The following is a 23,941-nucleotide window of genomic DNA, read 5'->3' on the forward strand; positions in this document are numbered from 1 at the left end:
TTTTAATTCTAAGGAATACTTATTTCAAGAATGAAGGACTTAATTATTATTCTTTCTAAATATTCGCTGTCTTAAATCATAGTATTCAAATCTTTCGTCATCCAAATAGCTCAACATACTGTCAAGAAAGCCAATGATTAAGAATCCACCGGGCTTTAGTGCTTTATAGATTTTTTCAATGACTTTTTCCTTTGCAGGACCATCGAAATAAATTAAGACATTTCTGCAGAAGATTATATCGTACTGATTCTCACCATAATCTTCCATTATTAGATTGGAGTTTCTGAAAGTTACTTTATCCAAAAATTTTGGCTTGAATATAATTTCATCTTGCCCTTCAGTAAAATATTTATCCAACTTGGAAGTAGCATTGTAAAGCTTCAAGTTTCGTTCGTATTCAGTTAGTTTCGCTTGAATAATTTTTCCGCTTTCAGCTGTCTTAAGCGCATTAGAGGAAATGTCAGTTGCAATGCTTTTTACTTTTCCAGTAAATCCTAAATCATCCCAAACGATGGCCGAAGTGTAAATTTCCTCACCAGAAGAACATCCGGCATGCCATACATTCATTCTGTACTGGTCTGAGAAATGTTCTTTACAAACATTTTTAAAAGTTTGCCAAAATTCAGGATCTCTAAATAAAGAAGTTAAACCAACAGAAACCTCATTGATAAAATCATGGACAAAATCTTTATCTTTTAATGTTCTGCTCCACAAATCAAAGCTAGATGTAAAATTGAATTTCCTATAGATCCTTTGTAGCCTTCTTTTGAAAGATTTGGGCTCATAATTAAAAAAATCTATCCCATATCTTTTCATGATGGCTTCCTGAATGGAACGCATTTCTTCATCTGTGATTTCTACTGCGGAGGATATGGATGGATCAATTGACATTTTTCAATTTTATATTTTGCTCCACCATTCCAGTGAAAAGTACAATGATTTTATCTAATTCTAAATCTAAATTTTGTACCCCAGCAATGCTGACTTTTGAGCTAATCCACTCTCCTTTATTTGTTTTAAAATCTAGGTAAGTCTCTACACTTTTACCATTTTCTAAATCTTTCAAGACTAATTCAGGGGTAATCCCTTTTTCAAGCTTGAAATTCTCTTTAAAATCTACATTTTTCAGGGTCATTCTGCTGTATCCAGAGGCATCAAAAAACAATGGGTTGGCATTTTTTAAACTGAAATCAATATTCATTTCTAAGATTGGAATAACGCCTTTCATAGCGGTAACTGAGCCACCCAATTCATTTAACTTTTGCTTTGATTTGGTGGTAAACTGAGCTAGCATAAGCACCTTCTCCAAATTTCTTGCACTATCGTAAATCGGATTGATAGTGCCAGACAACCATACTTCGTGGCCGGCTTTATCAACTTGCTTAAACTCTCCAGAGAAGAATTTTCCACTTTGCAAGCTTTCCCACATCAACTGATATTGAGGCTTGAAACGATCTTTTTCAGGCAATAAATCAAAATACGATTTACCCGCTATATCCTCTAATTTGAAACCCGTGATACTTAGATAGATTTCATTAGCTTTTACAATTTTCCCCTTTTTATCAAATTCTAATGAACCAATAGTTTTGTTGATGGCTTCCATGTGGCTCATCAATTCCGCCTGATTTTTTTGGTTTTCTCTTGCCAGAGTCTTCTCTTGAGTAATGTCAGTGGCGAATTTCACTACCTTGATGGTATTCCCATTTATGTCGAAAATTGGATTAAAAACACCTTTAAGCATTACTTTTTTACCTGATTTGGTATAACGTTCAAATTCACCTGTTACAAATTCACCCTTAGCCAATCGCTCCCAAAGCTTTTTATATTCAATAGATTGAGAAGTAGTTTTATCAACCATCAGCTCATGATGCTTACCTATCAATTCTTCTTTTTCGTAACCAATGATATCTAAGTAATTTTGATTTGCATCCAACACAAGTCCCATAGTATCGAATTCAATAACGGCATTAGACCTACCGATTGCTTCAAGCTTATATTTAGCATCTAATGCAGATTTCTTGGTGGCAGTAATGTCTGCTTGAACCGCAATGAAGTTTTTTATTTCTCCTTTTTCATCCCAAACAGGATTAATTGCTAAAGAAACCCAGTAAGATCTACCATCTTTAGAGTAATTAAGAATTTCCTCGTATATAGGCTTTCGCTCTGTCAATAATTGACTGATTTTTCTCTTGGTTTCTTGATTGGTTTCTGGACCTTGTAGGAATTCGCCTGGCTTTTTACCTCTGATTTCATTCAGCTTGTAACCTGTCATATTTTCAAAACCAGAATTAACATATTCTATTAACCCTTCCTTATCCGTGATGATGACTGAATTATCTGTATTGTCAGCCACCAAAGACAATCTTCTTTGTTCCTCTTCATTGGCTACTCTTTCGGAAATATCCTGACCCAACATCAAAATTTTGTTAAGATTGCCATTAGCATCCAAAACAGGAGAATAAGAGGCTTCAATCCACACTTTTTCTTTTTTGGAAGTGTGGGTTTCATATTCTACTATATGATTTTCACCTTTCCTTACTTTTCTCCAAATCTCACCAGACTTTTCAATATTCTTACAAATATTACTATGCTTTTTATTTTTAAGTTCAGTCTGTTCCCATTTCAAAAACTCAAGAAATTTTTGATTTGCAGAAATAACATTTCCATCTACATCAAATTCTGCTTTTAATAACGTATTATTGATTGCACTAAATACACCATCTAATTCGAGTTGATTGCGTACCATTTCTTCCTGAGTGGCTTCCAACTCCTCCATATTCTGTCTCATTTCCTCCTCATTGGCTTGTAATTCGGTTGACATCTTTTGAGATTCTTCTAATAGCTTCTGTGTATTTTCATTCACTTGAATTACGGCAACGGAAGCTGCAATATTCTTTGCCAAATCTTTTAAAAACTCAATCTGATAATCTTCTAAAACTTTAAAAGAAGCTAATTCCATAGCTCCTACCATTTTCTCATCGCTAATTAAAGGAATAATTAAAATATGGCGTGGTGAGGCCTGACCTAATCCAGAGGTGATTTTGATGTATCGTTCAGGAACATCTGTGATATAAATTAAATCTTTTTCCTGCATACATTGACCAACTAAGCCCTCACCTTTAGAAATTCTCTTATTGGCTAATTTTCTTCGCTCGTAAGCGTAGCAACCAATCATTTCCAAATATTCTTCCACCTCATCTTTTCCAGCCAAGAAAATAGCGCCCTGATTTCCTTCAATATATTTTACGGTTTCTCTGATAATGTGAAAACCAAAATCTTTCATATTTTCATTGTATGTGCGCAATAACTCGGAAAATTTGGCTATTCCTTCTGCTTGCCACGTCCGTTTTTCTTCTTTGCTTCTGAATTTTATGAGTTCAGATTGAAGGTTGACAACCGCTTTGGATAAGTGGTTGTCATTCTCTTCTTTTAATTCAATTTTTTCGCCTTCTGCTATGGCATTTATCCATTCAGTGGCTTGCTTTATTTTTTGCCTGTTAGACAGGATGTCCTGATAGAAATTTTGAGTCCATTTGTTCGAAGATTTAACCTCAAAATTGGAATCATCAACACTAAGGTCGGTGCCTAAATCAGAAATTTGTTTGATGCCTTTTCGTTCTCGGACATAATTCAAAACCATTACGAAAAAGAAAACAAAGGCAGTAGCGTAAATACTAAGGTGGTAGTAAGGGTTCAGGTTTTTTAAAACCAGAGTCAACAAAATGCTAGCCATAAAAGCTATTAGCATTCCACAAAATCCTACTATTAAAAACCTGTGGGTTCTATCTATCCGCATAACTAAGTTTTTTGTGGTTCAATACTGAATAGAATTGCTTATCCAATATCCAGATGAAATAAGGGCTTATTTTCATATTGTCCTCAAAGGCAAAATTGGCTGAAGATAGAATAGCAAACATATCCTCATTATGCTCTATTTCATCTTGCAACCATTCTCTATTTGCTTCATCAGGAAACACAATTTTAGGCACATCACCATAAATCTTTAAATCCAATTGATTGGATAGCTCGGTAATAACCGCAGCAGAAACCATATTATCTACTTCTTTCAAAATGATTTCTACAAAATCAGGATTAGATTGTAAGCTCTTCATTTTTCGAATCAACATATCCGGCACTACTTGCGCATCTTTCTCACTAAAAACCAAATAACTTCTTCCTTTTGCCTCACCTATTATGTCTGTAATCAAAATGGAAGGATTATTGGTTTTAATGATTTTCTGTAATAAATCAGGAGCCTCTCCAAAAAACAACTCAAAATTTTTGATGCTTACCTGCTCACCAGATAGGCTTGAAAATGATTGACTAGCTTTTTCATATCCTTTAAGGAAAATATCCTGAGCTACAGCTTTTAATTCTTTACTAATTTTGTCCATAAGACTAGGCTACAGCAGTAGCGTTTACATTTACTGAATGATTAAATAATTTTTGTATGATTTGCGGTATATTAATCACCAAACAAACCTTCCCATTTCCTAAAATGGTTACACCGCTTACATAGCGCACAAAATCGACTGGCTTTTTCAAAGGCTTCTCGACTATCTCCTTCTGCTGTAGTAACTTATCAACTACTAATCCTAATTTCTTACCGTTATAATGTACTAAAACTACACTCCACTTTTCGTTTGATTTTAAAGCCTCTGCTCTTTTGGAAGCTTCTTCTGGAAAGAATAAATCCCTAAGGAAAACAGTTTCAATAGTCTGGTCTTGATGATTAATCATCAAGCGGTTTTGAATTTTATAAATCTCTTTTCGCTCTAATGAAAGCACTGCATCGGTATAAGTCAGCGGAACTGCATATTGGCTATGCCCTACTTCAAATAAAAGGGTAGATTTCACTGCCATGGAAGAAGGCAATATCAAAGAAAATACTGAGCCCTTTCCAGCTTCCGTTTGTACTTTTATATTTCCCCCTACCGAATCAATGGCTTTTTTTACCACGTCCATCCCTACTCCACGACCAGAAATACTGTTGACTGCGTCATTGGTAGAAAAACCTGGTTCAAAAATGAAGGAAATGATTTCTTCCTGAGTCATTTTATCCAAAACAGAAGGTTCAACCCAGCCCTTTTGCGCTACCTTTTTCTTGATTTTCTCTACATCAATTCCTTTCCCATCATCTTTGATGTCGATTACCACGCCTTCAGTTTCATTTCTTGCGGAGAGTGTTAATTTACCAATAGCATCTTTTCCTTCACCTCTTCTATCTGCCTCGCTTTCAATCCCATGACCTATAGCGTTTCTAATAAGGTGGATTAATGAATCAGAAATAATTTGTAAGATGTTTCTATCGATTTCAGTCTCGCTTCCTTCAATGATTAAATCCACCTGCTTTTTTTCAGTAGTAGCTGCATCACGAACCACTCTATGGAATTTATTAAACAAAAAACCCACTTGAACCAAGCGAACATCCATTACAGAATACTGTAAATCAGAAGATACTCGCTTTAAGCTGTTGAATTCATTTCTTGAAACATTCCCCTCATGAGTGGTAATCAATCGGTCTCTTTCGATGATGAGTTCACCAACTAAATTTAAAAGATTGTCTAGCTTCGCCACTGGCACTTGTACCATATCGGAGAAACTGATTTTCTTAGCATCCTTTTCTTCAGCGGTAATCATTTCTCTTTCCTCCTCTACTGCCATCACCCCTTTAGGCTGATTGACCTGATGTTCTTCAACCTGAGCTTGCAATTCTTCTAATTGCTGCGCTTCAGTTTTAATTTTTGGGACAGGGTTTTTAGCTTTAGGAGCAGGTTTCTTTACTACCTCCTTTTTCGCGTTAGTTGGTTCTTCCTGAGGTTTTTCAGCTTTTCGGCTACTCTCTACTATCACTTCTAATTTGCGCTGAATGCCTCTATACTTCACATTCAATTTATCATCAGAAAGTGATTGCACTAATTCTTTCAATGTATCCACCGCCTTGAAAAGCGTAGTGAATATCTCCTCTTCAATTTTAATATTAGACTGCTTGATTTCAGAAAATAAGTCCTCCAAAGCATGAGCAAATTTGGAAATAACTTCAAATCCCATTCCAGCTGCATTGCCTTTTAAGGTATGTGTAATTCTGAAAATAGAATCAATTGTCTTCTGGTCAGCAGGAGATTTTTCCAATTGCGTTAATAGGGTTTCCAGCTCTTCCACATTGGAGTCTGATTCTGAAATAAATAATTTTTTATATTCTTGTTCTTTGTTAGACATCTCTGAATATTTTTATAAACAACTTACCAAATAGCCACCCATTTGATTTAATGGTACCAATTTATCGGTAGCACCTGAATCAAAAGCGCTTTTTGGCATTCCATACACCACAGAAGTCTCTTCGTCCTGTGCTATGGTGATTCCACCTTTGGCTTTTACTTTTTTCAATCCTTCTGTTCCGTCTTTCCCCATTCCTGTTAGGATTATGCCAATCATTCTATCTCCATAAACTTCTGCAGCTGACTCCATCAAACAATCGATGGAAGGATTATTGAATTCTGTGAAAACTTTATCCGTAAAATGAACCACTACCCCGCCTGTATGCGGATTTTTTCTTAATCGCATATTGGAATGACCAGGAGCCAGAAAAATGTAGCCTGGTCTGATTTCCTCACCTGAATCGGCTACTTTCACCTTTAGTTCTGTCAAATCATTCAATCTTTTGGCAAAGGAATGGATAAAACTATCAGGCATATGTTGAGCAATGATGACTGGTAAAATCAAATTATTGGGTAACTGCTTCAATAAATTTTCAATTGCTCCAGGACCGCCAGTTGATGCACCAATGACAATTGCTGAATAAGCGACTGTACCATGAAAAGCGTGATTGTTTTTATTCTCCTTTACCTCAATTTTCTTGATTTTCGATTCAGCAGCAGCTTTCACTAAAGTAGTTAATGGATAGTTTTTTGCCTTAATGGAATTTGTAATATCATCCTTAGGCTTATCCAGAAAATCAAAAGCACCTTTTTGCAAAGCATCGAAAACCAAACCATCATTTTTCTCTAAGGAACTTAGTAGAATTACAGGAGTCGGTATTTCTTTCATTATATTCTCTACCAAATACACACCATCGAAATCGGGCATTATCATATCAGAAATAATCACATCAGGCTGCAGCAGTCTTGCCTTCTCCACTCCTTCTTTTCCATTCTTGGCAGTTCCCAGTAATTCGATATTAGGATCTGCTTTTAAGATGTCTGAAAGTAAAATTCGCATTAAAGCTGAATCCTCTACGATTAAGGTTGATATGATTTTGGAGGAGCTCATTAGGCTTTAGAAAGTGCTTGAACTAATTGCTCTGAGGTAAAAGGTTTCACTATATAATCTTCAGCTCCCAAGCTCATTCCTTCTTCAATCACAGAATTCTGTCCTACAGCGCTAATCATATACACTTTTGAAGGCAAGCCTTCATCTTTGTAAACCTTGAGGATATCAGTACCTATCATATCAGGTAAAATATTATCTAAAGTGATAATATCAGGTTGTAATTCAAAAGCCAAGTCAATGGCTTCTTCACCATTAGCTGCCTGACCCACAATTTCGTAACCACCTTCTTCAAGCGCATCTTTTATGAGTGTTCGCATATAAAGCGAATCATCTACAATTAAAACTTTCTTTCCCATTATCATAATTTTTTAAATCGCGTAATTTATATTTTGTGAGGAAACTGATAGGTCTCCATTTACTGTATTAAAGCGAGCAGTTCGGCTTTTATTACCGCCTACATCCTGCCCTGCCAGAAAGATTTTATTATCTAAAATCAATTTTCTTAATGTGTTTACATTTCGTTCACCTGTATTGAATCCAGAATTGAAAAGATTAGCACCGCCTACTATTTTAGCTCTTAATGCATTTTTATTTCCTCCGATTTTTTCAATCTCCTCTATCAATTTTTCAAAAGCAGTTTTGGCATTGTAGGTAGTATCTTTCTCCAATTCATCGGAAAGAACCACGTGTGCAGCAGCTGAAATTTTATTGACTCTGTCATAAATAAACAGCCCTACACATGAACCTAAACCATAACAAGCAATATTGGTCGGGTCTTTGGTGACAATGAAATCACCCAAATTCAAGGCGTGCTCAAACATGTTCAGAAACTTTGTTATTCTTGAAAACACCATTTAGCTCGCTTTCACTCATGGTTTTGAAAACATCCAACATGATGATGAGTCTGTCTTCCAGTTTCACAATTCCCTTGATGTAAGATTGCTCAGCTCCACCGTCCTGAATGATATTTGCTGAATCCTCAATTTGAGATTGCTTCACATTTAAGGTATTCGGTAACTCTCTTACCAAAACACCCATTTTAACCTCATCACTTTCTACAACCAAGGTGTAGTTATTAGCTGCTCCATCGGATTCCTTTTTCAAACCAAATTTCTCTTCTAAATCTACCACAGCTATGATGTTTCCTCTGATATTGGCTACTCCTTTTACATAAGGAGGAGTTTGTGGTAAGCGCGTGATATGAGGTGTTGGTACTACTTCCTTGATTTGACCAATCTGCAAACCGTATTCCTCATCGCCCAGGCGAAACACAATCAATTGTGATTTCTGCTGACTTTCTTTATTATCTTTTTCTCTTACGGCTTCCATCTTAAACTTTAGTTAAAGTAAATTTTTTAATACCTGATTTCAATTCTTCTGCAATTTTGCTCAACTGATTGCTGGCATCGGTTACTTCCATCATACCTGCATTTAACTCTTGAGAAGAACTTGCAACTTGCTGAGTTCCGGCAGCCGTTTCTTCCGCCACTACTACAATCTGCTCGATGTTTTTCACTACAGCTTCGATTGCTTCTTTTTGTCCGTTTGATGCGGTCAAAATTTCTTTTGAATGTTGGAAAGTAATATCACTAGAGCCTGCAATTTCTATGAAGATATTCTCTGCATTCTTAGTGGCATTTCCACCTTCTTTCACGCTAGTCTGCATGCTTTCTATTGCTTTTCCCGCAGAAACTGTATCTTTTTGAACATCACTGATGATTTTCTCAATATCCACAGCTGATTTTCTAGAATCCTCTGCTAATTTTCTGATTTCTTCAGCAACTACCGCGAAACCTCTACCTGCATCACCCGCTCTTGCAGCTTCGATTGCAGCATTCAATGCCAATAAGTTGGTTTGAGAAGCGATATCAGTGATGACATTTAATGTTCTACCGATTTCTTCCGCTCTTTCAGTTAGAATAGCTATGGACTGAGACGTTTTCATGGCAGAACTATCAATTCCTGTCATATTCTCCACCAAATTCTTGATGATTTTCAAGCCTTCCTCAGAACGTTTTTGTCCGTCTTGAGCAGTCTTATTTATAAAGTCCGCTTTAGATTGCATTTCCTGAGATGATTTCATCACACCATCTACCAATTTGGATGACTCATCAGTTCTTAAAGCTTGGTCTTGTGCACCTTTAGCCATTTGAGAAATGGCAGAAGCTACTTCATTAGAGCTGTTTTTAATGCCCTCGCTTCTTTTCAATAAATTCCCAGAGGAAGTTGAAACTACCTCTGCTCCACTATTGATGCTATTTAAAACCTCATTCAAATTATTAAGCGCACCGTTTACCTCAGCAGCTACTTCAGAATCATTTTGAACTCTTTGCGTCAAATCACCTTTTGCCATCGCACGGATTACTTCAATCACGTCCGATTGCTCTTCCATGGCTTTTTCGATTTCCTGCTCTTTTAATTTTTGCTCGGTAATGTCATATCGTACTCCAATATATTTTATTGGCTTTCCGTTTGGTCCTAAAACAGGGGCAATGATGGCGTCAACAAAGTATGGATCGCCATTTTTCTTTCTGTTTTTAATTTCTCCACGAAAAATATTTCCTTTACCAATAGTGGACCACATATCCTTAAATAAGGATTTAGGAGAATCGGCATGACGGAACATGCTGTGTGGTTGTCCCATACATTCCTGACGAGTATAACCTGTTACCTCCAGCAACTTATCATTTACATATATAATATTTCCTTTTAAATCAGATTCTGAAACTAGGCAAGCAATATCGATTTGTTCCATACGAGTTTGTAATTCTACTTTTACTTTTTCGTATTCCTTGGCAGTTTCGATAGCTACTAATTCTATCTTTTTCTTTTCAGTGATATCAAATGCATATTTAATAACTTTTACCACTCTACCATTTTCATCAGGAATTGGAGTGTAAGATGCTTGTAACCAAATCTCATTTCTAGCTTTATCAAATCTTAGAAACTCTCCATTTTGATGATCTCCGGCTGCCAAAGCTTTCCAAAAGTTTTTGTATTCATTACTCTGCGCGTATTCGTTAGAAACAAAAATACTGTGATGCTCACCTTTTATTTCATTTAAAGAGTACCCAATAGTTTTAAGAAACTGCTGATTTGCAGCAATGATGAACCCTTTAGGGTCAAATTCAATGGATGCGAACGCATTATTTACTGCATTAATATGATTTTCTAAATCTTGTCCGTTTGAATAGGATGACGAAGCCACCTTTGATTGAGGGGCTATGTTTTCTTCTAATTTTGTGGCTGCTTTTACCATTTTGTTTTAATTATATTTTTTTATGATGTAAAGTTATTGCAACATCAAATTGTAATCAATCGAGAAAAACATGTATTTTTTTTTAGTGTTTAATACTGATTTATTACTCAGTATAAATACTTATAAAGTCCCTTAAAACTAATTCCGTAGATTATTTCCAGATTTAAGGCAATAATATATTGAAATAATATCAACATAAACTTTGCTGTACATTAGAAAATTGACTATTATTAAATTCCCATTCAATACCCTGAGAATAACCGAATAGCAAAAATGTCCAAAAGCATATTAATAGTTGAAGATTCAGAGATTGTAAGTATGCATTTGCAAAAAGTATTGCAAAAGGCTCACTATCATGTCTTGGCTATCCTTACTTCTGGTGAACAAGCAATTCAGTTTATTAAAAAAAATACTCCTGCTTTAATTATTATGGATGTATTGCTTGAAGGGAAATTTGACGGTATAGAGACTTCAATTGAAATCAATAAAATAAAGGATATTCCTGTAATCTATCTGACTGCTTTAAACGATAAAAAAACATTTGACAGGGCAAAACTTACTTTCCCTCGGACTTTCTTAAGTAAACCTTTCTCTGAAGCAGAATTACTCAGCAATGTGGAATTAAGCCTTTATAAACATGAGGCGGAAAAACAAAAAAAAGCCTCTCAAAAATTATTATCGACAATTTTAGAAAATATTAAAAGCTGTTTGATTGTAATCGATAAGGATAATAAGATTCAATATGTCAATAAATTCACAGCGGATTTACTTAAAACAGTAGCTGACATTATCTTAGAATTTAAATTAGGTAAGGATATAAAAATATATAATTTTAAAGATGAACCTCTTTCCATTCCTCTATTGAAAGACCAAACTCAAAACAGACTATTAGCACAAGAAATTATTTACATCAATTTTGCAGGCCGAAAATTCCCCATCAATAATTTAAATATCACAAATGCCAAATTCCTAAATAATGAAGAAGAACAATTTCTCATTATGTTTAATGATGCCAAGGAAAGTTTGGAAAAACTCCAGAAAGATAAAGTTGAAAAAAGATTAAAGTTGGCTGCTCAGATAGAAGGTGCAGAGGCAGAAAGAGCAAGAGTAAGCAGAGAACTACATGATGGTTTGGGACAAATGCTGAATGTCGTTAAAATGAATACCAGAAGTATGATTGATGACGAATCTGTAAAAGATAAATTGGTAGAACTAATCGATGCATCTATAGAAGAGTCTCACAAAATATCAGAAAACCTGATGCCTTCTAAATTGAAGATTTTCGATTTAAAATCGAGCTTAGAAGATTTATGCAATTCGTACAATTCTAAAGATTTGAAAGTTGATTATATTAATAACCTTAATGATGGTGATTTAGAAGTGATTAAAATCAATATTTATCGTATTGTACAGGAAGCATTAAACAATATTTTTAAACATGCTCGCGCTAAAAATGTTTCCATCCAACTTTACAGGAAACCTAAAGAAATTATATTAACTATTGAAGATGACGGAATAGGATTTGACTTAAAGAAAACCCAAGCGAACGCAGGTCATAACAAAAGCCACGGATTAGTAAATATGATTGATAGAGTAAAATCTATGGAAGGTGAAATAGATATTGATAGTAATTCAAAATTGGGTACCAACATCATCATACATATAAATTCAAAGAATTATGCTTAAAATTTTACTAGCGGATGATCATCATTTAGTTCGAAGTGGAATTAAAATATTTTTGGAGTCAGAAGAGGAATTTGAAGTAATTGGTGAAGCAAAAAATGGAAATGAAGCTATAACAAAAGCAAAAGAACTTAAACCTGATGTTGTACTTCTTGATATATCTATGCCAGATAAAAATGGACTAGAAGCTGCTCCTGAAATTCTAAATACTCCAAGTAGTCCCAAGGTTATAATGCTAAGTATGTATTTGGATGAGCAATATATTAATTCATGTATGGAAGCTGGAGTACATGGCTATATTCACAAAGGAGCTGATAAAGACGAACTAATTAATGGTGTAAAGAAAGTAATGGAAGGGATTAGTTTCTATAGCAAAGATGTTCGTGATGTAATGGTCAATAATTATATAACCAGCTTAAAAAAGAAAAAACAGCAACTTGCTCAACCCAAGATAAATCTTACCAAAAGAGAATTAGAAATTGTGAAATTAATAATGAAAGGTTATACCAGTAATCAAATTGCAGAAGAACTTTTTATAAGTAACAGAACAGTTGACACGCATAGAGCCAATTTGATGCAGAAACTTGATGTTAAAAATTCCATAGAACTGATTAATAAAGTAACTGAAGAAAGATTATTGCAGGAATAAAAATTAATCGTGTCCTTTATTAAAACTTTCTAGCAATTATTTCGCTATTGAAGAGTAAAATAATTTAAACAAAGCGTTTATTTGATACCTACTCAAAAACAAAATCACCATATTTTTATCTGCACAGGGAAAGACTGTCAGAAAAATGGATGTGAAGGACTAAAATCAGAATTGAAGAAATCATTAAAAGCACGTAACATAAAAAATGTGAAGATTATCAAAACCAAATGCATGGATTATTGCAAAATGAGTCCCAACTTGGTAATCAATGGAAAGTTACTTCACAAATGCATCCCAAAGGATATTCCCAGCATTTTACGAGAATTGGAAGAGTCCTGATCAAAACATTTAATTTTACTCTATTCTTTACAAAATATTAACACCATCGAGAAACTTAGTTTCCTCAGAAGTAGTTAGCTTTATTTAAATTTTCAATGTTGCAACACTAAAATTGTTTTAATATTTGGGTATGACAAAAGCACCATTATATAGTAAGGATTTTTTACTGCATTGCTTTAGCTATTTACTAATGGCAGTATCCTTTTATTTTCTACTCCCTACCCTACCTACATTCGTCACCGATGTATTAGGAGAAAGTGCAGATAAAGTCGGTTATATAATCGGTATTTATGCATTATCCGCATTAGTTGTTAGGCCTTTAAGTGGATATGCTTTTGATAAATACGGTAGAAGAAAATTATTTCTCTTTGCCATGTTTTGCTATGCTCTAGTAATGGCAGCATACGGATTAGCAGCATCTTTCATCTTTTTATTATTCCTAAGATTAGTGAATGGTGGTTTTTGGGGAATAGTCACTACAGGTGGGGGCACCATTACTTCCGACCTCGTTCCAGATGGTCGAAGAGGCGAAGGAATTGGTATTTTCGGATTATCTATGACCTTGAGCATGGCTATTGGTCCCTTGATTGGTTTGCAAATTTTACAAGAAACAGGAAGCTATCAGGTTCTTTTTATCACATCAGGAGTGCTATGTTCATTAGCTGTTGTAATGTCTTTTTTCGTAAATCATCCTAAAATAAGTAATAGAAATAATAAGCTAAGCTGGGAAAATGTTTTTGAGCCTAAAGTATTAAAAGTCTCTATGGTCATGTTGCTTTTAGCATTCCCTTTTGCAGGTATTATGTCTTTTATAACACTTTTCGCAAAGGAATTATCAATTGAAAGCACTGGAATGTTCTTCTTCATTTATGCCATTGGTGTAAGTATTATTCGACCTACAACAGGTAAAATGATGGATAAAAAAGGACCAGCATTTGTGATGGCATTAAGTTTTGTTGGGACAATATCAGGCTTAATTCTTCTATCACAAAGTACAGCCGAACCAAGCTTTCTAATAGCTGGATTTGTTCTAGGTTTAGGAAATGGAATTGTAATGCCTACTTTGCAAACCATGGTCATTAATATGGTGAAGCCTCAAAAAAGAGGGGTTGCCACCAGCACCTTCTTCTCTTCCATCGATTTAGGGATTGGAATTGGTGCTTTTTTCTTAGGAAATATAGTAGAAATTTTTTCGCTATCGCAGATGTACCTATTTTGCGCTATCGGTATGGTTATTCCTGCGATTCTATTTTTCGGAATAACTTTGTCAGATTATAAGAGAAAGTCAAAAATTAGTCTAGAAGCCGCCAATGTCTGAATTATTCTTTACCCCGGGTCCATCAGCTTTATATTTTACTGCTGAAGAGCATATAAAAACTGCCATCAAAAAAGGTGTTTGCAGTACTTCTCATAGAGGTCAGCAATTCAAAGATATTTATAAAGAATGTCAGCAAAACCTTAAAAAAGTAATGGCGATTCCTGAAGATTATCATGTCCTGATAACTTCTTCAGCCAATGAAGCCTGGGAAAGAATTATAGAAAATTGCGTTGAAAAAGAAAGCTATCATGTGAGCATGGGCGCTTTTTCTCAGCGATTTGCCAAAATTGCTACTCTTTTGGGCAGAGATGCTCATGAATTAATTGTAGAAGACGGCACTGTACCAGATTTTGATGCAATTGATGTGCCCAAAAGTGTGGAACTCATTACGATATGTTTGAATGAATCTGCTTGTGGAACTGCCTTCCCTTTGGAGACTATCAATGCCATAAGAGAAAAATATCCTGATAAATTGTTAGCTATTGATGGTGTTTCAGGGGTACCGGTTATCCCAATTGATTTTAAAAATATTGATACGCTTTATTTTTCAGTTCAAAAAGCATTTGGACTGCCAGCTGGATTAGGCATATGGATAGTCAATAATCGTTGCCTAGAAAAAGCTAAAAAAATGGCTGCTGCTGGGAAAATTATAGGTTCATATCATCGCCTTCCTGATATGGTAGAAAAAGCTCAAGTATATCAGACTGCCGAAACTCCCAATATTTTAGGAATATACACATTAGCTAAAGTAGCTTCTGATATGATAGAAAAGGGAATTCTACCGATAAGAAGAGAAATCGATTATAAATCGGCCATTTTAAATCAGGTGATTGAAGCACATCCACAGCTTCATCAATTTGTAAAAAACGAAAACCACCGCTCTAAAACGGTGAAAGTTATTAAAACTGATTTTGATAGTAGTCTAATAATAGATTTTCTGAAACAGAAGAAAATTCATATTGGAACTGGATATGGCGCTTATAAAAAGGAACAAGTGCGAATTGCCAACTTCCCAACCCATTCTAAGGAACAAACAGAGATGTTAGTAGATTTGATTGATGCTTTTAGGGTTTAATTCAGATTAATTATTCTCTTTTAGGATTATACATCACAATTATTTGAATAACAATGGCAAGAAAAATTAAAACGTAAATTTCTATTTCAGTAAATAGGTCTACGGTATCCATTGCTTTTCTACTAATTTCAAGTTGTCTGCCACCTTCATTTAATTGAATTCTTGCTAGCGCATCAAGATTTTTTCGAATATCAGGAAATTGACTAAGCAATGCTGTCTTTTGGCTATAAGCTGATTCCACAAATTCCGATTCCTTTTCCCTCAATTCTACTAAGTTAGTCTTCAATTCATCTAAAATCTTTCCTTCTTTAGATGTTAATTTAGTTTGGTCATAACTTAAAATATAATTTTCAATATCATTGTTAATTTGAGCATTTTGAATGGAATAAAAATTAGAATCCGACCGAATGGCTGCTATTTCTTTCTGATGGATATGATTTGAAATTTTGAGGATTAAATCTTTCACGACAAGTCTATCTTCGTAAATAGTTTCTATAGCAGCATTGATTCGTAAAAAGTTATTCCTATCTACTAGATTTGTAGTAATAACTAAACTAATAATCATTAATATTCCTAAAATCCACTTAATCTTATCGTAAAGTCTCATGTTTATTGAGTTCTGATTATACAATATTACTAAATAATAAAAAGGCTGCCGTGGTCAGTTTCATGGCAGCCTTTGATTAATCAAGTTTAATATTTATTCTTCAATTACCACCTCTTCGGCTTCTTTAATTTCTTCTTTATCAATTTTTTTAGTTCCCATCATTTTTTCATGCAACTGCATATGTTGCATTTCTAATCGCTTTGCAGCTTCTGCTACCTTTGCTTCAGCTTTTTCAATTTTATCCTTTTTTTCAGCTATTTCCTCGTCAGACATGGTTTCTTCTTTTTCAGCTTTCCATAATCTCTCTTTAGCTGCAGCAATTTTTTCTTCAGAACGCTTTATAGCCTCATATGCTTCTTGCATATTTTTATGAGTGGCCATCATTTTCTGTTTGGCTTCCTCCGATCGAATATGAGCAAACTCCATTTCGTCCAAATCACTTTTCATTTTGCCATACTTATTTCCTTTATCATCCCCTTCCGAATTTCCTTTGTTTTTCTGCAGAGGTTTGCCACCCATGTGCTTATCCGTTTCATGCATTTTCTCATGCTCCTTCTCTAGTTCTTTTTGCCTTTCCAGCTCTTTCTCCACCCCAGTAATAATTTCCTCAGATGGCTTATTTTTAGCAATACCCTTTTCCTCTTTAGCCTTTTCAGAATTACCTTGTGCAAAACTGTCCACTTGGAAACCAATCATAAATAGGCTTATGGACAAATAAATAACCGATTTTTTAAAAATACTTTTCATAATTTTCTTTTTAAATGTCTTCTAATAATTCCTCAACTTCCTTTTCTGTTTCTTCAGCTTTCTTTTTGGCTTGCTCAGAAGATTCCACCACCTCAGAAGCAATATTATTCTCTTCTTCCATTATAGCTTCAGTTGATTCTTTCTGCGAATTAGCCCCTCCACAGGAGGCCATCAAAAAAATAAAAGCTGAAATCAGTAAAAAAATGTATTTTCTCATATCCTTTAAAATATTTTGTTATTTCATTAAGTTAAGAATAATTTCAATGAAATAATAAATTCAATAAAATTTTTAGGCATTATACTTAGTTACTTCCAAATTATCTTTACAACTATTCAGCAGTTCAAGCTGCGTTTTATTCAATATTGGATGAATGAAATCAGATGCAATTTCAACTAAAGGCGTTAAAGTAAATTTTCTATCTGGAATGCCAGGATGAGGAATTTTCAAATCATCTTCCTCTATTTCTAAATCATGATAATATAAAATATCAATATCTATGAGACGCTCACCCCATTTTAGTTTTCTTACTCTTCCCAAATCAATTTCAATTTCCAAAATGACTTTGAGCAGGTCATGAGGCCTTAATTTGGTCTGGATTTTTAATACTTGATTTAAAAACGCTTGTTGATCGGTTTTACCCCAAGCTGCAGTTTCAAAAATGGAAGATACATTTTCATTCTTAATCGCTTTTTTTTCTAAAGACTCCACTGCATGCAATAAATTCAAATACCTATCACCTAAATTGCTGCCGAGTAGTAAGAATATTCCTTCCATAATTAAGTTTAGCCATCAATAGAATTATACTTTTTTATCAAATTAATTTATAGCTACTTTGTAAAGTGATGCAATTATAAATAAATTCGTTTTGCATTAAAATTTAATTATTAATCAATTTCTAATTAATCTTATGAAATCGATATTAAAAATTCAGATTTGAAGCTATAAAAACACTAAATAAGTGTGGTAAAAGTTAAAATGAATTTTTAATTATGGATTGCTCTCAAGGAAGCAATTGGGAAAATTAGACCTAAAACAAAAACAAAGTACACATGAAAAGTTTTTTTAAAATATTCTTTGCCAGTCTGTTAGCCTTAGTGGTTTTCATTTTTGGTTTCTTTTTAATTTTTGCAGGAATTGCCTCTCAAGACAGTGAAGTTAAAATCTCTGAAAATTCATTTTTAGAAGTTAATCTTAACAGACCTATAGTTGAAATGACCTCGGATGATCCTTTTACAGAAGTAAGCCAAGCATTAACGAATGAACCTGCTGCGATTAGTCTCAAAAATATCATAGAGTCCATTGAACATGCTAAGACAGATGATAAAATAAAAGGCATCAATTTAAAATCTTCCTATGTATTGGCTGGATTTGCTCAGATTGAGGAAATAAGAAATGCTTTAATTGATTTCAAAGAATCAGGCAAACCAATTATAGCTTATGGTGAGACATTTTCTGAAACAGGCTATTATGTTGCCTCTGTTGCAAATGACATTATTTTGAATCCAGCTGGGATGTTGCAAATGAGCGGTTTAAGTTCTGAAGTAACTTTCTTTAAAGGAACATTTGAAAAACTAAATATTGAACCTCAAATATTTAGAGTAGGAACTTTTAAAAGTGCCGTGGAGCCTTTTTTAAGAAAAGATATGAGTGAGGCAAGTAAAGAACAATTAAGTGCTCTTCTTAATTCTATTTATGGCGTTTTTATAAATAATATTTCAAGTGCAAGAGGAATTGATGCCACAGAATTAAGAGCCATTTCAGACCAATTAAAAGTAAGAACTACCGAAGATGCTTTGAATTATAAATTGGTTACTCAATTAGGTTATTATGACGAAGTTTTAACTAAAATGCGAGAAATTGCTGGACTTGAGGCAGATGCCAGCATTCCTGTTGTATCCATCAAAAAATATAGTCAATCTTACGTAGCAGATAAATACAATGCAAATAGAATTGCTGTAATAGTAGCAGAGGGAAATATTGTTTCTGGTAAAGGCGGAGAAGGTTCAATAGGTTCCGATGTATTCGCTCAAGAAATTAGAAAAGCAAGATTAGATGATAATATTAAAGCCATCGTATTAAGAATTAATAGCCCGGGCGGAAGTGCTTTAGCTTCAGATGTAATGTGGAGAGAAGTAAAACTAGCAAAACAAGTGAAACCTGTGATTGCGTCCATGTCAAGTGTCGCTGCCTCTGGAGGGTACTATATGGCTATGGCATGTGACACAATAGTTGCTCAACCTAATACCATTACAGGCTCCATTGGGATTTTTTCCATCATTCCAGATTTATCTAAATTTATGGATACGAAATTAGGCATCACTTTCGATAGAGTGAGTACAGGTGAATATTCTGATTTATATACCGTTACCCGGAGCTTGAATGATACTGAGAAACAGATCATCCAAAATTCTGTAGAAAGAGGTTATGAAGATTTCACATCTAAAGCAGCTGAAGGTAGAAATATGTCAATAGAGGAATTATTAGCTGTAGCTTCTGGTAGAGTTTGGTCTGGTATTGAGGCAAAAGAAAAAGGCTTAGTGGATGTATTAGGTGGATTTGATGATGCTATTAATATTGCAGCTAACTCAGCAGGATTAGCAGAAGGCGATTTCATGAAAGTGTATTATCCTGAAAAGAAACCTTTCTTCACGCAGTTATTGGAAGACATGGGAACTTCTGCTAAAATTTTACATAAAAAATATACCTATGGCGAGATGGCACATTATGTAGATGAATTAGAATACGTGATGGAAAACAAAGGATTGCAAACAAGAATGCCATTTGATTTGGAAATCAAATAATTTGCCCCTTTTTTTACATTATAGTTAAATCTCAGTTTAGCTGAATTAAAATAAAAAAACTAAAATGACAGAAATAAGGAACGATTGGACCAAAGAAGAAATAGAGAAAATATATAATCAGCCCATTTTAGAATTGATCTATCAGGCAGCTACTGTCCATAGAGAATTCAATGACCCTTCCGAGGTACAGGTTTGTACATTATTAAGTGTAAAAACAGGTGGTTGCCCTGAAGATTGCGCTTATTGTCCACAAGCAGCTCGATACCATACGGATGTTAAGGTTCATAAATTATTACCTACAGAGCAGGTGCTGGAAAGCGCTAGAATTGCCAAAGAAAACGGCAGTACTAGGTTTTGCATGGGTGCGGCCTGGAGAGAAGTAAGAGATAATCGCGATTTCGATCGCGTATTAGATATGGTAAAAGGCATCAATGAGTTAGACATGGAAGTTTGCTGTACTTTAGGTATGCTAACAGAATCTCAAGCTCAAAAGCTAAAAGAAGCTGGTCTATATGCCTATAATCATAACTTAGATACTTCTGAAGAGCATTATGATGACATTATCAGCACTCGAACTTATGATGATAGATTAGATACTATAGGCAATGTGAGAAAAGCGAAAATCTCAGTTTGCTCTGGTGGAATTATCGGTTTAGGCGAACAACATAAGGATAGAGTTGGAATGTTACACACTTTAGCCACTATGGAAGAGCATCCTGAATCAGTGCCTGTAAATGCATTAGTACCTGTTGAAGGAACTCCATTGGAAAAACAACCGAAAGTTTCTGTATGGGAAATGGTGAGAATGATAGCCACAGCCAGAATCACAATGCCAAAAGCGATGGTAAGATTGTCAGCAGGAAGAGTGAGAATGAGTCAGGAAGAACAAGCTTTATGCTTTATGGCTGGAGCGAATTCAATTTTCGCTGGAGATAAATTATTAACGACTCCAAATCCTGAAGTAAATGAAGATGCGGAATTATTCCAAACTTTAAATTTAAAGCCAAGAAAGTCTTTTAAAAATGGTGAGCCTGCTGTTGAATTTCAGCAAATACCCAGTTAATTAGGAATTAAGTATTATAAAATTAAGAATTAAAGGGGTGGCAAATTGCTACCCTTTTTTGTTTTTGCTCAGTCCTATGTGTTTTAATATTTTAATCGGAGATTAAAATGGATAGATTCCTTTCTTCAAAGGAATGACGATCTTTTATGGCTTTTTAGTAAAAGGTTTAGACCATTTTATTAGTGCAGTTCTATTTTACAATTATTTAACTGAATAACTCTAATCTGTGACTCACTCTTACGCAGCTTGTTCCGTGCGTCATTCCTGCGCAGGCAGGAATCTCGTCTGATTGAAACAAAGTTTCAATTCCTTTCCCTATTCCCAAATGCGGTTGAAATAACTAATGACCCACCTATAATCTGCTTAATCGGAATATTTATATAAACAAGACCTAATAAAAATTGTCTTAGCCAATTTTTATTACCAATTTCAATTCTTCAATTTTTTAAATACACCATAATTATGAAAACCACACCTTTATTACTAGTTCTACTCCTGATCTTTGGCTGTAAAACTCCACAGGAGCAAAACACAACCCAAACAGACGCTCCCTTCATGTGGGAAAATGCAACGGTCTATTTCCTTTTGGCCGATCGCTTTAATAATGCCGATAGCACAAATGATTTCAACTTTGGAAGAGAGCAAGATGGCGCCAAACTTCGAAGTTTTATGGGCGGAGATATTAAAGGAATTACCCAAAAAATAAAGGAAGGCTATTTTAATGATTTGGGCGTAAATGCCATTTGGGTTAACCCTTTAGTAGAGCAAATTCATGGCTCAGTGGATGAAGGCACAGGTAAATCCTATGGTTTCCATGGCTATTGGACGAAAGACTGGACTACACTAGACCCAAATTTCGGAACCATGGAAGATTTAGGTGAATTGGTTAAGACTGCGCACGAAAACGGCATCAGAATTTTATTAGACGTAGTCATGAATCATACGGGACCAGTAACCGAACAAGATCCTATTTGGGATGGCTGGGTAAGAACTGACCCAACTTGTACCTATCAGGATTGGGAAAGCACAGTGAAATGTACTCTAGTCGATAACTTACCAGACATTTTAACTGAATCTGAAGAAGAAGTTGAATTACCACAACACTTACTAGACAAATGGGAAAAAGAAGGTCGACTTGATAAAGAATTAGCTGAGTTGGATGAGTTTTTTGAGCGCACTGGCTATCCAAGAGCCCCAAAATACTATTTAATAAAGTGGATTACCGATTACATCAGAGAATTTGGTGTAGATGGATTTCGAGTGGATACCGTAAAGCACACTGAAGCAGGAATTTGGGGAGAGTTATATGCTGAAGCTTTGAAAGCATTAAAAGATTGGAAAAATGAAAACCCTGAAGAGAAATTAGATGATTTAGATTTTTATATGGTTGGAGAAATCTATAATTATTCGATATATGATGGCTTAGAATATACTTACGATGGAGATACTGCCGTAAATTTCTTTGATGAAGGTTTTCATAGCATGATTAACTTTTCACTGAAATGGGAGTTGAAAGACAAAAATCCAGATGAAATTTTCTCTACCTATGACAGCATCCTTAATCACGGTGAGTTGAAACAAAAATCAGTGTTGAATTATCTTTCTTCTCATGATGACGGCAATCCTTTTGATGCTGACCGAACCAACGTATTCAATACAGCAAATTACCTAATGCTAACCCCAGGCGCTGCACAAATTTACTATGGAGATGAAACTGCTCGTTTACTTAATGCAGAAGCGAATGGAGATGCAAAATTACGTTCTTTCATGAATTGGGACGAACTAGAGAATGATGCAAAAAGAGAGGGTTACAGCATTAAGGAAATACATAACCATTGGGAAAAATTGGGACAGTTTAGAAAAAACCATCCTTCCATTGGTGCAGGCACGCATAAAAAATTATCAGATGCACCTTATAGCTTTAGCCGAAGTTTCAGTCAAAACGATTTTGAAGACCAAGTTTTAGTCGTGATGGATAAAAATACCAAAGAAATAGCCGTGAATGATGTATTTGCAGAAGACCAGGAAGTTAGAAATTTCTATACTGGAGAAACTTCAACCGTTAAAAACGGGAAATTAACATTTGAGAAAGACAGTAGATTGTTGCTTTTAGAAGGAGTATAAAAACAAAATACCTGCAAGGTTTAGGAAACCTTGCGGGTATTTAATAGAGCTCAGCATAAAATAAATAGCAATGATTAGCTCACGAATTCAAACAATTAAAACGGTTTGCATTTTTAAACAAATGTGCCACTTTTGAAATAATTAATAAATTAAAATCCCTCCATGCAAAGCATGGCGAGAACGCGGGTTAAAACGGTTTAAATGCCGTTGTGCCACTTTTGAAACTAGGGATAAACTTGAAGGCCACCATGCGGAGCATGGCGGGAACGGGGTTTGATTCACCATACTTTTCGACATACTTGTATCTTCGATAATCATGTTCGTTGTTTAATTGGTCGACATTTGAAATTTTAAACTCTTGATAGTTATTTGAAATTGAAATAAGTTCAAAACCTCCTTCGAGCATTTTTTCAGCTTTTATTTCGTCCTTGGTCTGAACCGTATCAATAACTACTGGGAACTGTTGGCCTTGCAGTTTGAAACAGATTGAAAAATAATATGATTGTTACTATGCGCATATGAAACCTAACGGTTTAGATATGAGCAGTAGCGTCCCGCAGGGCGCTATTGATTATAGGTTTTGTTGAACTCAACCTCCGGTAGCTGAAGTATTTCAACTTACCGGAGCGTTAAGCTCATGATATAAAATATAAATATTATGAGCAATTTAAGTAGAAATTACGGATGGTTAAACACCAAGGCTAATTCAGCCAAAACATTAATTGAAAGAGCCAAGAGAGAAGTGCCTCATTTTTCGGATCATATCAAGAAATTTGAAGAGCAGATCACATTAAAAAGCTATTCTGAGAGCACTGTTTTCAGTTATTCCAGAGGTATAGCGCAAATCAGCCTGTACTTTAAAAAGTCGCCACTGGAACTTGATCCTGATGAGGTAAACAGTTATCTCTACACACTAGCAAGCAATAAAGATTTAAGTGACACTTACTTTAAGCATGCCATTTATGGGTTAAGGTTTTTCTTTCGGGTATATGATTTAGAAGATAGA

23 protein-coding genes are annotated in these 23,941 nt (G+C 34.8%); 9 read left to right on the forward strand and 14 right to left on the reverse strand.

Translation table 11 applies throughout. From position 1 onward, the window contains the following. Positions 1–39 precede the first annotated feature (39 nt). From VFM92_RS02175 to VFM92_RS02215, 9 genes are read right to left on the reverse strand one after another with little or no spacing between them, the layout of a single operon-like run. Positions 40–891 (reverse strand): protein-glutamate O-methyltransferase CheR, encoded by an 852-nt coding sequence (locus tag VFM92_RS02175; RefSeq protein WP_325120551.1) that lies wholly within the window; start codon positions 889–891, stop codon positions 40–42. Continuing rightward, the gene (locus VFM92_RS02180) at positions 881–3,796 is read right to left on the reverse strand and encodes a PAS domain S-box protein (RefSeq protein WP_325120552.1); all 2,916 of its coding nucleotides are present in this window, start codon (positions 3,794–3,796) and stop codon (positions 881–883) included. The genes VFM92_RS02175 and VFM92_RS02180 overlap by 11 nt, the downstream gene beginning before the upstream one ends. Continuing rightward, entirely contained in the window at positions 3,783–4,394 is a 612-nt protein-coding gene (locus VFM92_RS02185; RefSeq protein ID WP_325120553.1) for a hypothetical protein, read from the reverse strand. Before VFM92_RS02185 ends, VFM92_RS02180 begins: the two co-directional genes overlap by 14 nt. A gap of 4 nt (positions 4,395–4,398) precedes the next feature. Then, the gene (locus VFM92_RS02190; protein ID WP_325120554.1) at positions 4,399–6,219 is read right to left on the reverse strand and encodes a chemotaxis protein CheA; all 1,821 of its coding nucleotides are present in this window, start codon (positions 6,217–6,219) and stop codon (positions 4,399–4,401) included. A gap of 12 nt (positions 6,220–6,231) precedes the next feature. Next, complete coding sequence (gene cheB / locus VFM92_RS02195) at positions 6,232–7,269, reverse strand: chemotaxis-specific protein-glutamate methyltransferase CheB (RefSeq protein WP_325120555.1); 1,038 nt, start codon at positions 7,267–7,269, stop codon at positions 6,232–6,234. Beyond that, on the reverse strand, positions 7,269–7,625 hold the full coding sequence (locus VFM92_RS02200) for a response regulator (protein WP_325120556.1): 357 nt from the start codon (positions 7,623–7,625) through the stop codon (positions 7,269–7,271). Before VFM92_RS02200 ends, cheB begins: the two co-directional genes overlap by 1 nt. Positions 7,626–7,637: 12 nt before the next feature. Beyond that, a complete protein-coding gene (locus VFM92_RS02205) occupies positions 7,638–8,090 on the reverse strand; it encodes a chemotaxis protein CheD (RefSeq protein WP_325120557.1) in 453 nt (150 codons plus the stop codon). Continuing rightward, positions 8,083–8,598 (reverse strand): chemotaxis protein CheW, encoded by a 516-nt coding sequence (locus tag VFM92_RS02210; RefSeq protein WP_325120558.1) that lies wholly within the window; start codon positions 8,596–8,598, stop codon positions 8,083–8,085. The genes VFM92_RS02205 and VFM92_RS02210 overlap by 8 nt, the downstream gene beginning before the upstream one ends. 1 nt (position 8,599) lies before the next feature. Continuing rightward, the gene (locus tag VFM92_RS02215; protein WP_325120559.1) at positions 8,600–10,528 is read right to left on the reverse strand and encodes a PAS domain-containing methyl-accepting chemotaxis protein; all 1,929 of its coding nucleotides are present in this window, start codon (positions 10,526–10,528) and stop codon (positions 8,600–8,602) included. 273 nt (positions 10,529–10,801) lie between these two features. Here VFM92_RS02215 and VFM92_RS02220 point away from each other — a divergent pair, with 273 nt between their 5' ends. From VFM92_RS02220 to VFM92_RS02240, 5 genes are all read left to right on the forward strand, one after another. Then, positions 10,802–12,214 (forward strand): response regulator, encoded by a 1,413-nt coding sequence (locus VFM92_RS02220; RefSeq protein ID WP_325120560.1) that lies wholly within the window; start codon positions 10,802–10,804, stop codon positions 12,212–12,214. Then, positions 12,207–12,860, forward strand: coding sequence for a response regulator transcription factor (locus VFM92_RS02225; RefSeq protein ID WP_325120561.1), 654 nt, complete (start codon positions 12,207–12,209; stop codon positions 12,858–12,860). The genes VFM92_RS02220 and VFM92_RS02225 overlap by 8 nt, the downstream gene beginning before the upstream one ends. A gap of 81 nt (positions 12,861–12,941) precedes the next feature. Beyond that, complete coding sequence (locus VFM92_RS02230; RefSeq protein WP_325120562.1) at positions 12,942–13,199, forward strand: (2Fe-2S) ferredoxin domain-containing protein; 258 nt, start codon at positions 12,942–12,944, stop codon at positions 13,197–13,199. A gap of 130 nt (positions 13,200–13,329) precedes the next feature. Continuing rightward, positions 13,330–14,517, forward strand: a complete 1,188-nt coding sequence (locus VFM92_RS02235; RefSeq protein ID WP_325120563.1) for an MFS transporter — start codon at positions 13,330–13,332, stop codon at positions 14,515–14,517. Next, positions 14,510–15,592 carry an aminotransferase class V-fold PLP-dependent enzyme gene (locus VFM92_RS02240; protein WP_325120564.1) on the forward strand — a complete coding sequence of 361 codons (1,083 nt, stop codon included), beginning with the start codon at positions 14,510–14,512 and terminating at the stop codon, positions 15,590–15,592. The genes VFM92_RS02235 and VFM92_RS02240 overlap by 8 nt, the downstream gene beginning before the upstream one ends. A gap of 10 nt (positions 15,593–15,602) precedes the next feature. On the opposite strand, the gene VFM92_RS02245 is transcribed toward VFM92_RS02240, so the two are convergent. The 4 genes from VFM92_RS02245 to folK form a co-directional block, all read right to left on the reverse strand. Further along, complete coding sequence (locus VFM92_RS02245) at positions 15,603–16,199, reverse strand: MCP four helix bundle domain-containing protein (RefSeq protein ID WP_325120565.1); 597 nt, start codon at positions 16,197–16,199, stop codon at positions 15,603–15,605. Positions 16,200–16,292: 93 nt separating this feature from the next. After that, entirely contained in the window at positions 16,293–16,946 is a 654-nt protein-coding gene (locus VFM92_RS02250) for a hypothetical protein (protein WP_325120566.1), read from the reverse strand. A gap of 10 nt (positions 16,947–16,956) precedes the next feature. Next, on the reverse strand, positions 16,957–17,163 hold the full coding sequence (locus VFM92_RS02255; RefSeq protein WP_325120567.1) for a hypothetical protein: 207 nt from the start codon (positions 17,161–17,163) through the stop codon (positions 16,957–16,959). Between the two features lie 72 nt (positions 17,164–17,235). Further along, positions 17,236–17,721: a 2-amino-4-hydroxy-6-hydroxymethyldihydropteridine diphosphokinase gene (folK, locus tag VFM92_RS02260; RefSeq protein ID WP_325120568.1), complete on the reverse strand. Its 486-nt coding sequence runs from the start codon at positions 17,719–17,721 to the stop codon at positions 17,236–17,238. Positions 17,722–17,996: 275 nt separating this feature from the next. Here folK and sppA point away from each other — a divergent pair, with 275 nt between their 5' ends. The 3 genes from sppA to VFM92_RS02275 all read left to right on the forward strand — a co-directional run bounded on the left by sppA (position 17,997) and on the right by VFM92_RS02275 (position 22,935). Beyond that, positions 17,997–19,748: a signal peptide peptidase SppA gene (sppA, locus tag VFM92_RS02265; RefSeq protein ID WP_325120569.1), complete on the forward strand. Its 1,752-nt coding sequence runs from the start codon at positions 17,997–17,999 to the stop codon at positions 19,746–19,748. 64 nt (positions 19,749–19,812) lie between these two features. Continuing rightward, positions 19,813–20,811 carry a biotin synthase BioB gene (bioB, locus tag VFM92_RS02270; RefSeq protein ID WP_325120570.1) on the forward strand — a complete coding sequence of 333 codons (999 nt, stop codon included), beginning with the start codon at positions 19,813–19,815 and terminating at the stop codon, positions 20,809–20,811. Between the two features lie 462 nt (positions 20,812–21,273). Next, a complete protein-coding gene (locus VFM92_RS02275; protein ID WP_325120571.1) occupies positions 21,274–22,935 on the forward strand; it encodes an alpha-amylase family glycosyl hydrolase in 1,662 nt (553 codons plus the stop codon). A gap of 187 nt (positions 22,936–23,122) precedes the next feature. Here VFM92_RS02275 and VFM92_RS02280 read toward each other — a convergent pair whose 3' ends face one another. After that, positions 23,123–23,341, reverse strand: a complete 219-nt coding sequence (locus VFM92_RS02280; protein ID WP_325120572.1) for a hypothetical protein — start codon at positions 23,339–23,341, stop codon at positions 23,123–23,125. 252 nt (positions 23,342–23,593) lie between these two features. On the opposite strand from VFM92_RS02280, the gene VFM92_RS02285 reads away from it, so the two are divergent. After that, positions 23,594–23,941 (forward strand): phage integrase N-terminal SAM-like domain-containing protein (locus tag VFM92_RS02285; RefSeq protein WP_325120573.1); only part of this gene is annotated, 348 nt, incomplete at its 3' end.

It is taken from the genome of Marivirga sp., assembly GCF_035704835.1.
GTDB lineage: Bacteria > Bacteroidota > Bacteroidia > Cytophagales > Cyclobacteriaceae > Marivirga.

Bases quoted from the DNA above. Each gene is read 5' to 3' on its own strand.
- VFM92_RS02175 (WP_325120551.1), bottom strand. From the start codon at position 891: ATGTCAATTGATCCATCCATATCCTCCGCAGTAGAAATCACAGATGAA.
- VFM92_RS02180 (WP_325120552.1), bottom strand. From the start codon at position 3,796: ATGCGGATAGATAGAACCCACAGGTTTTTAATAGTAGGATTTTGTGGA.
- VFM92_RS02185 (WP_325120553.1), bottom strand. From the start codon at position 4,394: ATGGACAAAATTAGTAAAGAATTAAAAGCTGTAGCTCAGGATATTTTC.
- VFM92_RS02190 (WP_325120554.1), bottom strand. From the start codon at position 6,219: ATGTCTAACAAAGAACAAGAATATAAAAAATTATTTATTTCAGAATCA.
- cheB (WP_325120555.1), bottom strand. From the start codon at position 7,269: ATGAGCTCCTCCAAAATCATATCAACCTTAATCGTAGAGGATTCAGCT.
- VFM92_RS02200 (WP_325120556.1), bottom strand. From the start codon at position 7,625: ATGGGAAAGAAAGTTTTAATTGTAGATGATTCGCTTTATATGCGAACA.
- VFM92_RS02205 (WP_325120557.1), bottom strand. From the start codon at position 8,090: ATGTTTGAGCACGCCTTGAATTTGGGTGATTTCATTGTCACCAAAGAC.
- VFM92_RS02210 (WP_325120558.1), bottom strand. From the start codon at position 8,598: ATGGAAGCCGTAAGAGAAAAAGATAATAAAGAAAGTCAGCAGAAATCA.
- VFM92_RS02215 (WP_325120559.1), bottom strand. From the start codon at position 10,528: ATGGTAAAAGCAGCCACAAAATTAGAAGAAAACATAGCCCCTCAATCA.
- VFM92_RS02220 (WP_325120560.1), top strand. From the start codon at position 10,802: ATGTCCAAAAGCATATTAATAGTTGAAGATTCAGAGATTGTAAGTATG.
- VFM92_RS02225 (WP_325120561.1), top strand. From the start codon at position 12,207: ATGCTTAAAATTTTACTAGCGGATGATCATCATTTAGTTCGAAGTGGA.
- VFM92_RS02235 (WP_325120563.1), top strand. From the start codon at position 13,330: ATGACAAAAGCACCATTATATAGTAAGGATTTTTTACTGCATTGCTTT.
- VFM92_RS02240 (WP_325120564.1), top strand. From the start codon at position 14,510: ATGTCTGAATTATTCTTTACCCCGGGTCCATCAGCTTTATATTTTACT.
- VFM92_RS02245 (WP_325120565.1), bottom strand. From the start codon at position 16,199: ATGAGACTTTACGATAAGATTAAGTGGATTTTAGGAATATTAATGATT.
- VFM92_RS02250 (WP_325120566.1), bottom strand. From the start codon at position 16,946: ATGAAAAGTATTTTTAAAAAATCGGTTATTTATTTGTCCATAAGCCTA.
- VFM92_RS02255 (WP_325120567.1), bottom strand. From the start codon at position 17,163: ATGAGAAAATACATTTTTTTACTGATTTCAGCTTTTATTTTTTTGATG.
- folK (WP_325120568.1), bottom strand. From the start codon at position 17,721: ATGGAAGGAATATTCTTACTACTCGGCAGCAATTTAGGTGATAGGTAT.
- sppA (WP_325120569.1), top strand. From the start codon at position 17,997: ATGAAAAGTTTTTTTAAAATATTCTTTGCCAGTCTGTTAGCCTTAGTG.
- bioB (WP_325120570.1), top strand. From the start codon at position 19,813: ATGACAGAAATAAGGAACGATTGGACCAAAGAAGAAATAGAGAAAATA.
- VFM92_RS02275 (WP_325120571.1), top strand. From the start codon at position 21,274: ATGAAAACCACACCTTTATTACTAGTTCTACTCCTGATCTTTGGCTGT.
- VFM92_RS02280 (WP_325120572.1), bottom strand. From the start codon at position 23,341: ATGCTCGAAGGAGGTTTTGAACTTATTTCAATTTCAAATAACTATCAA.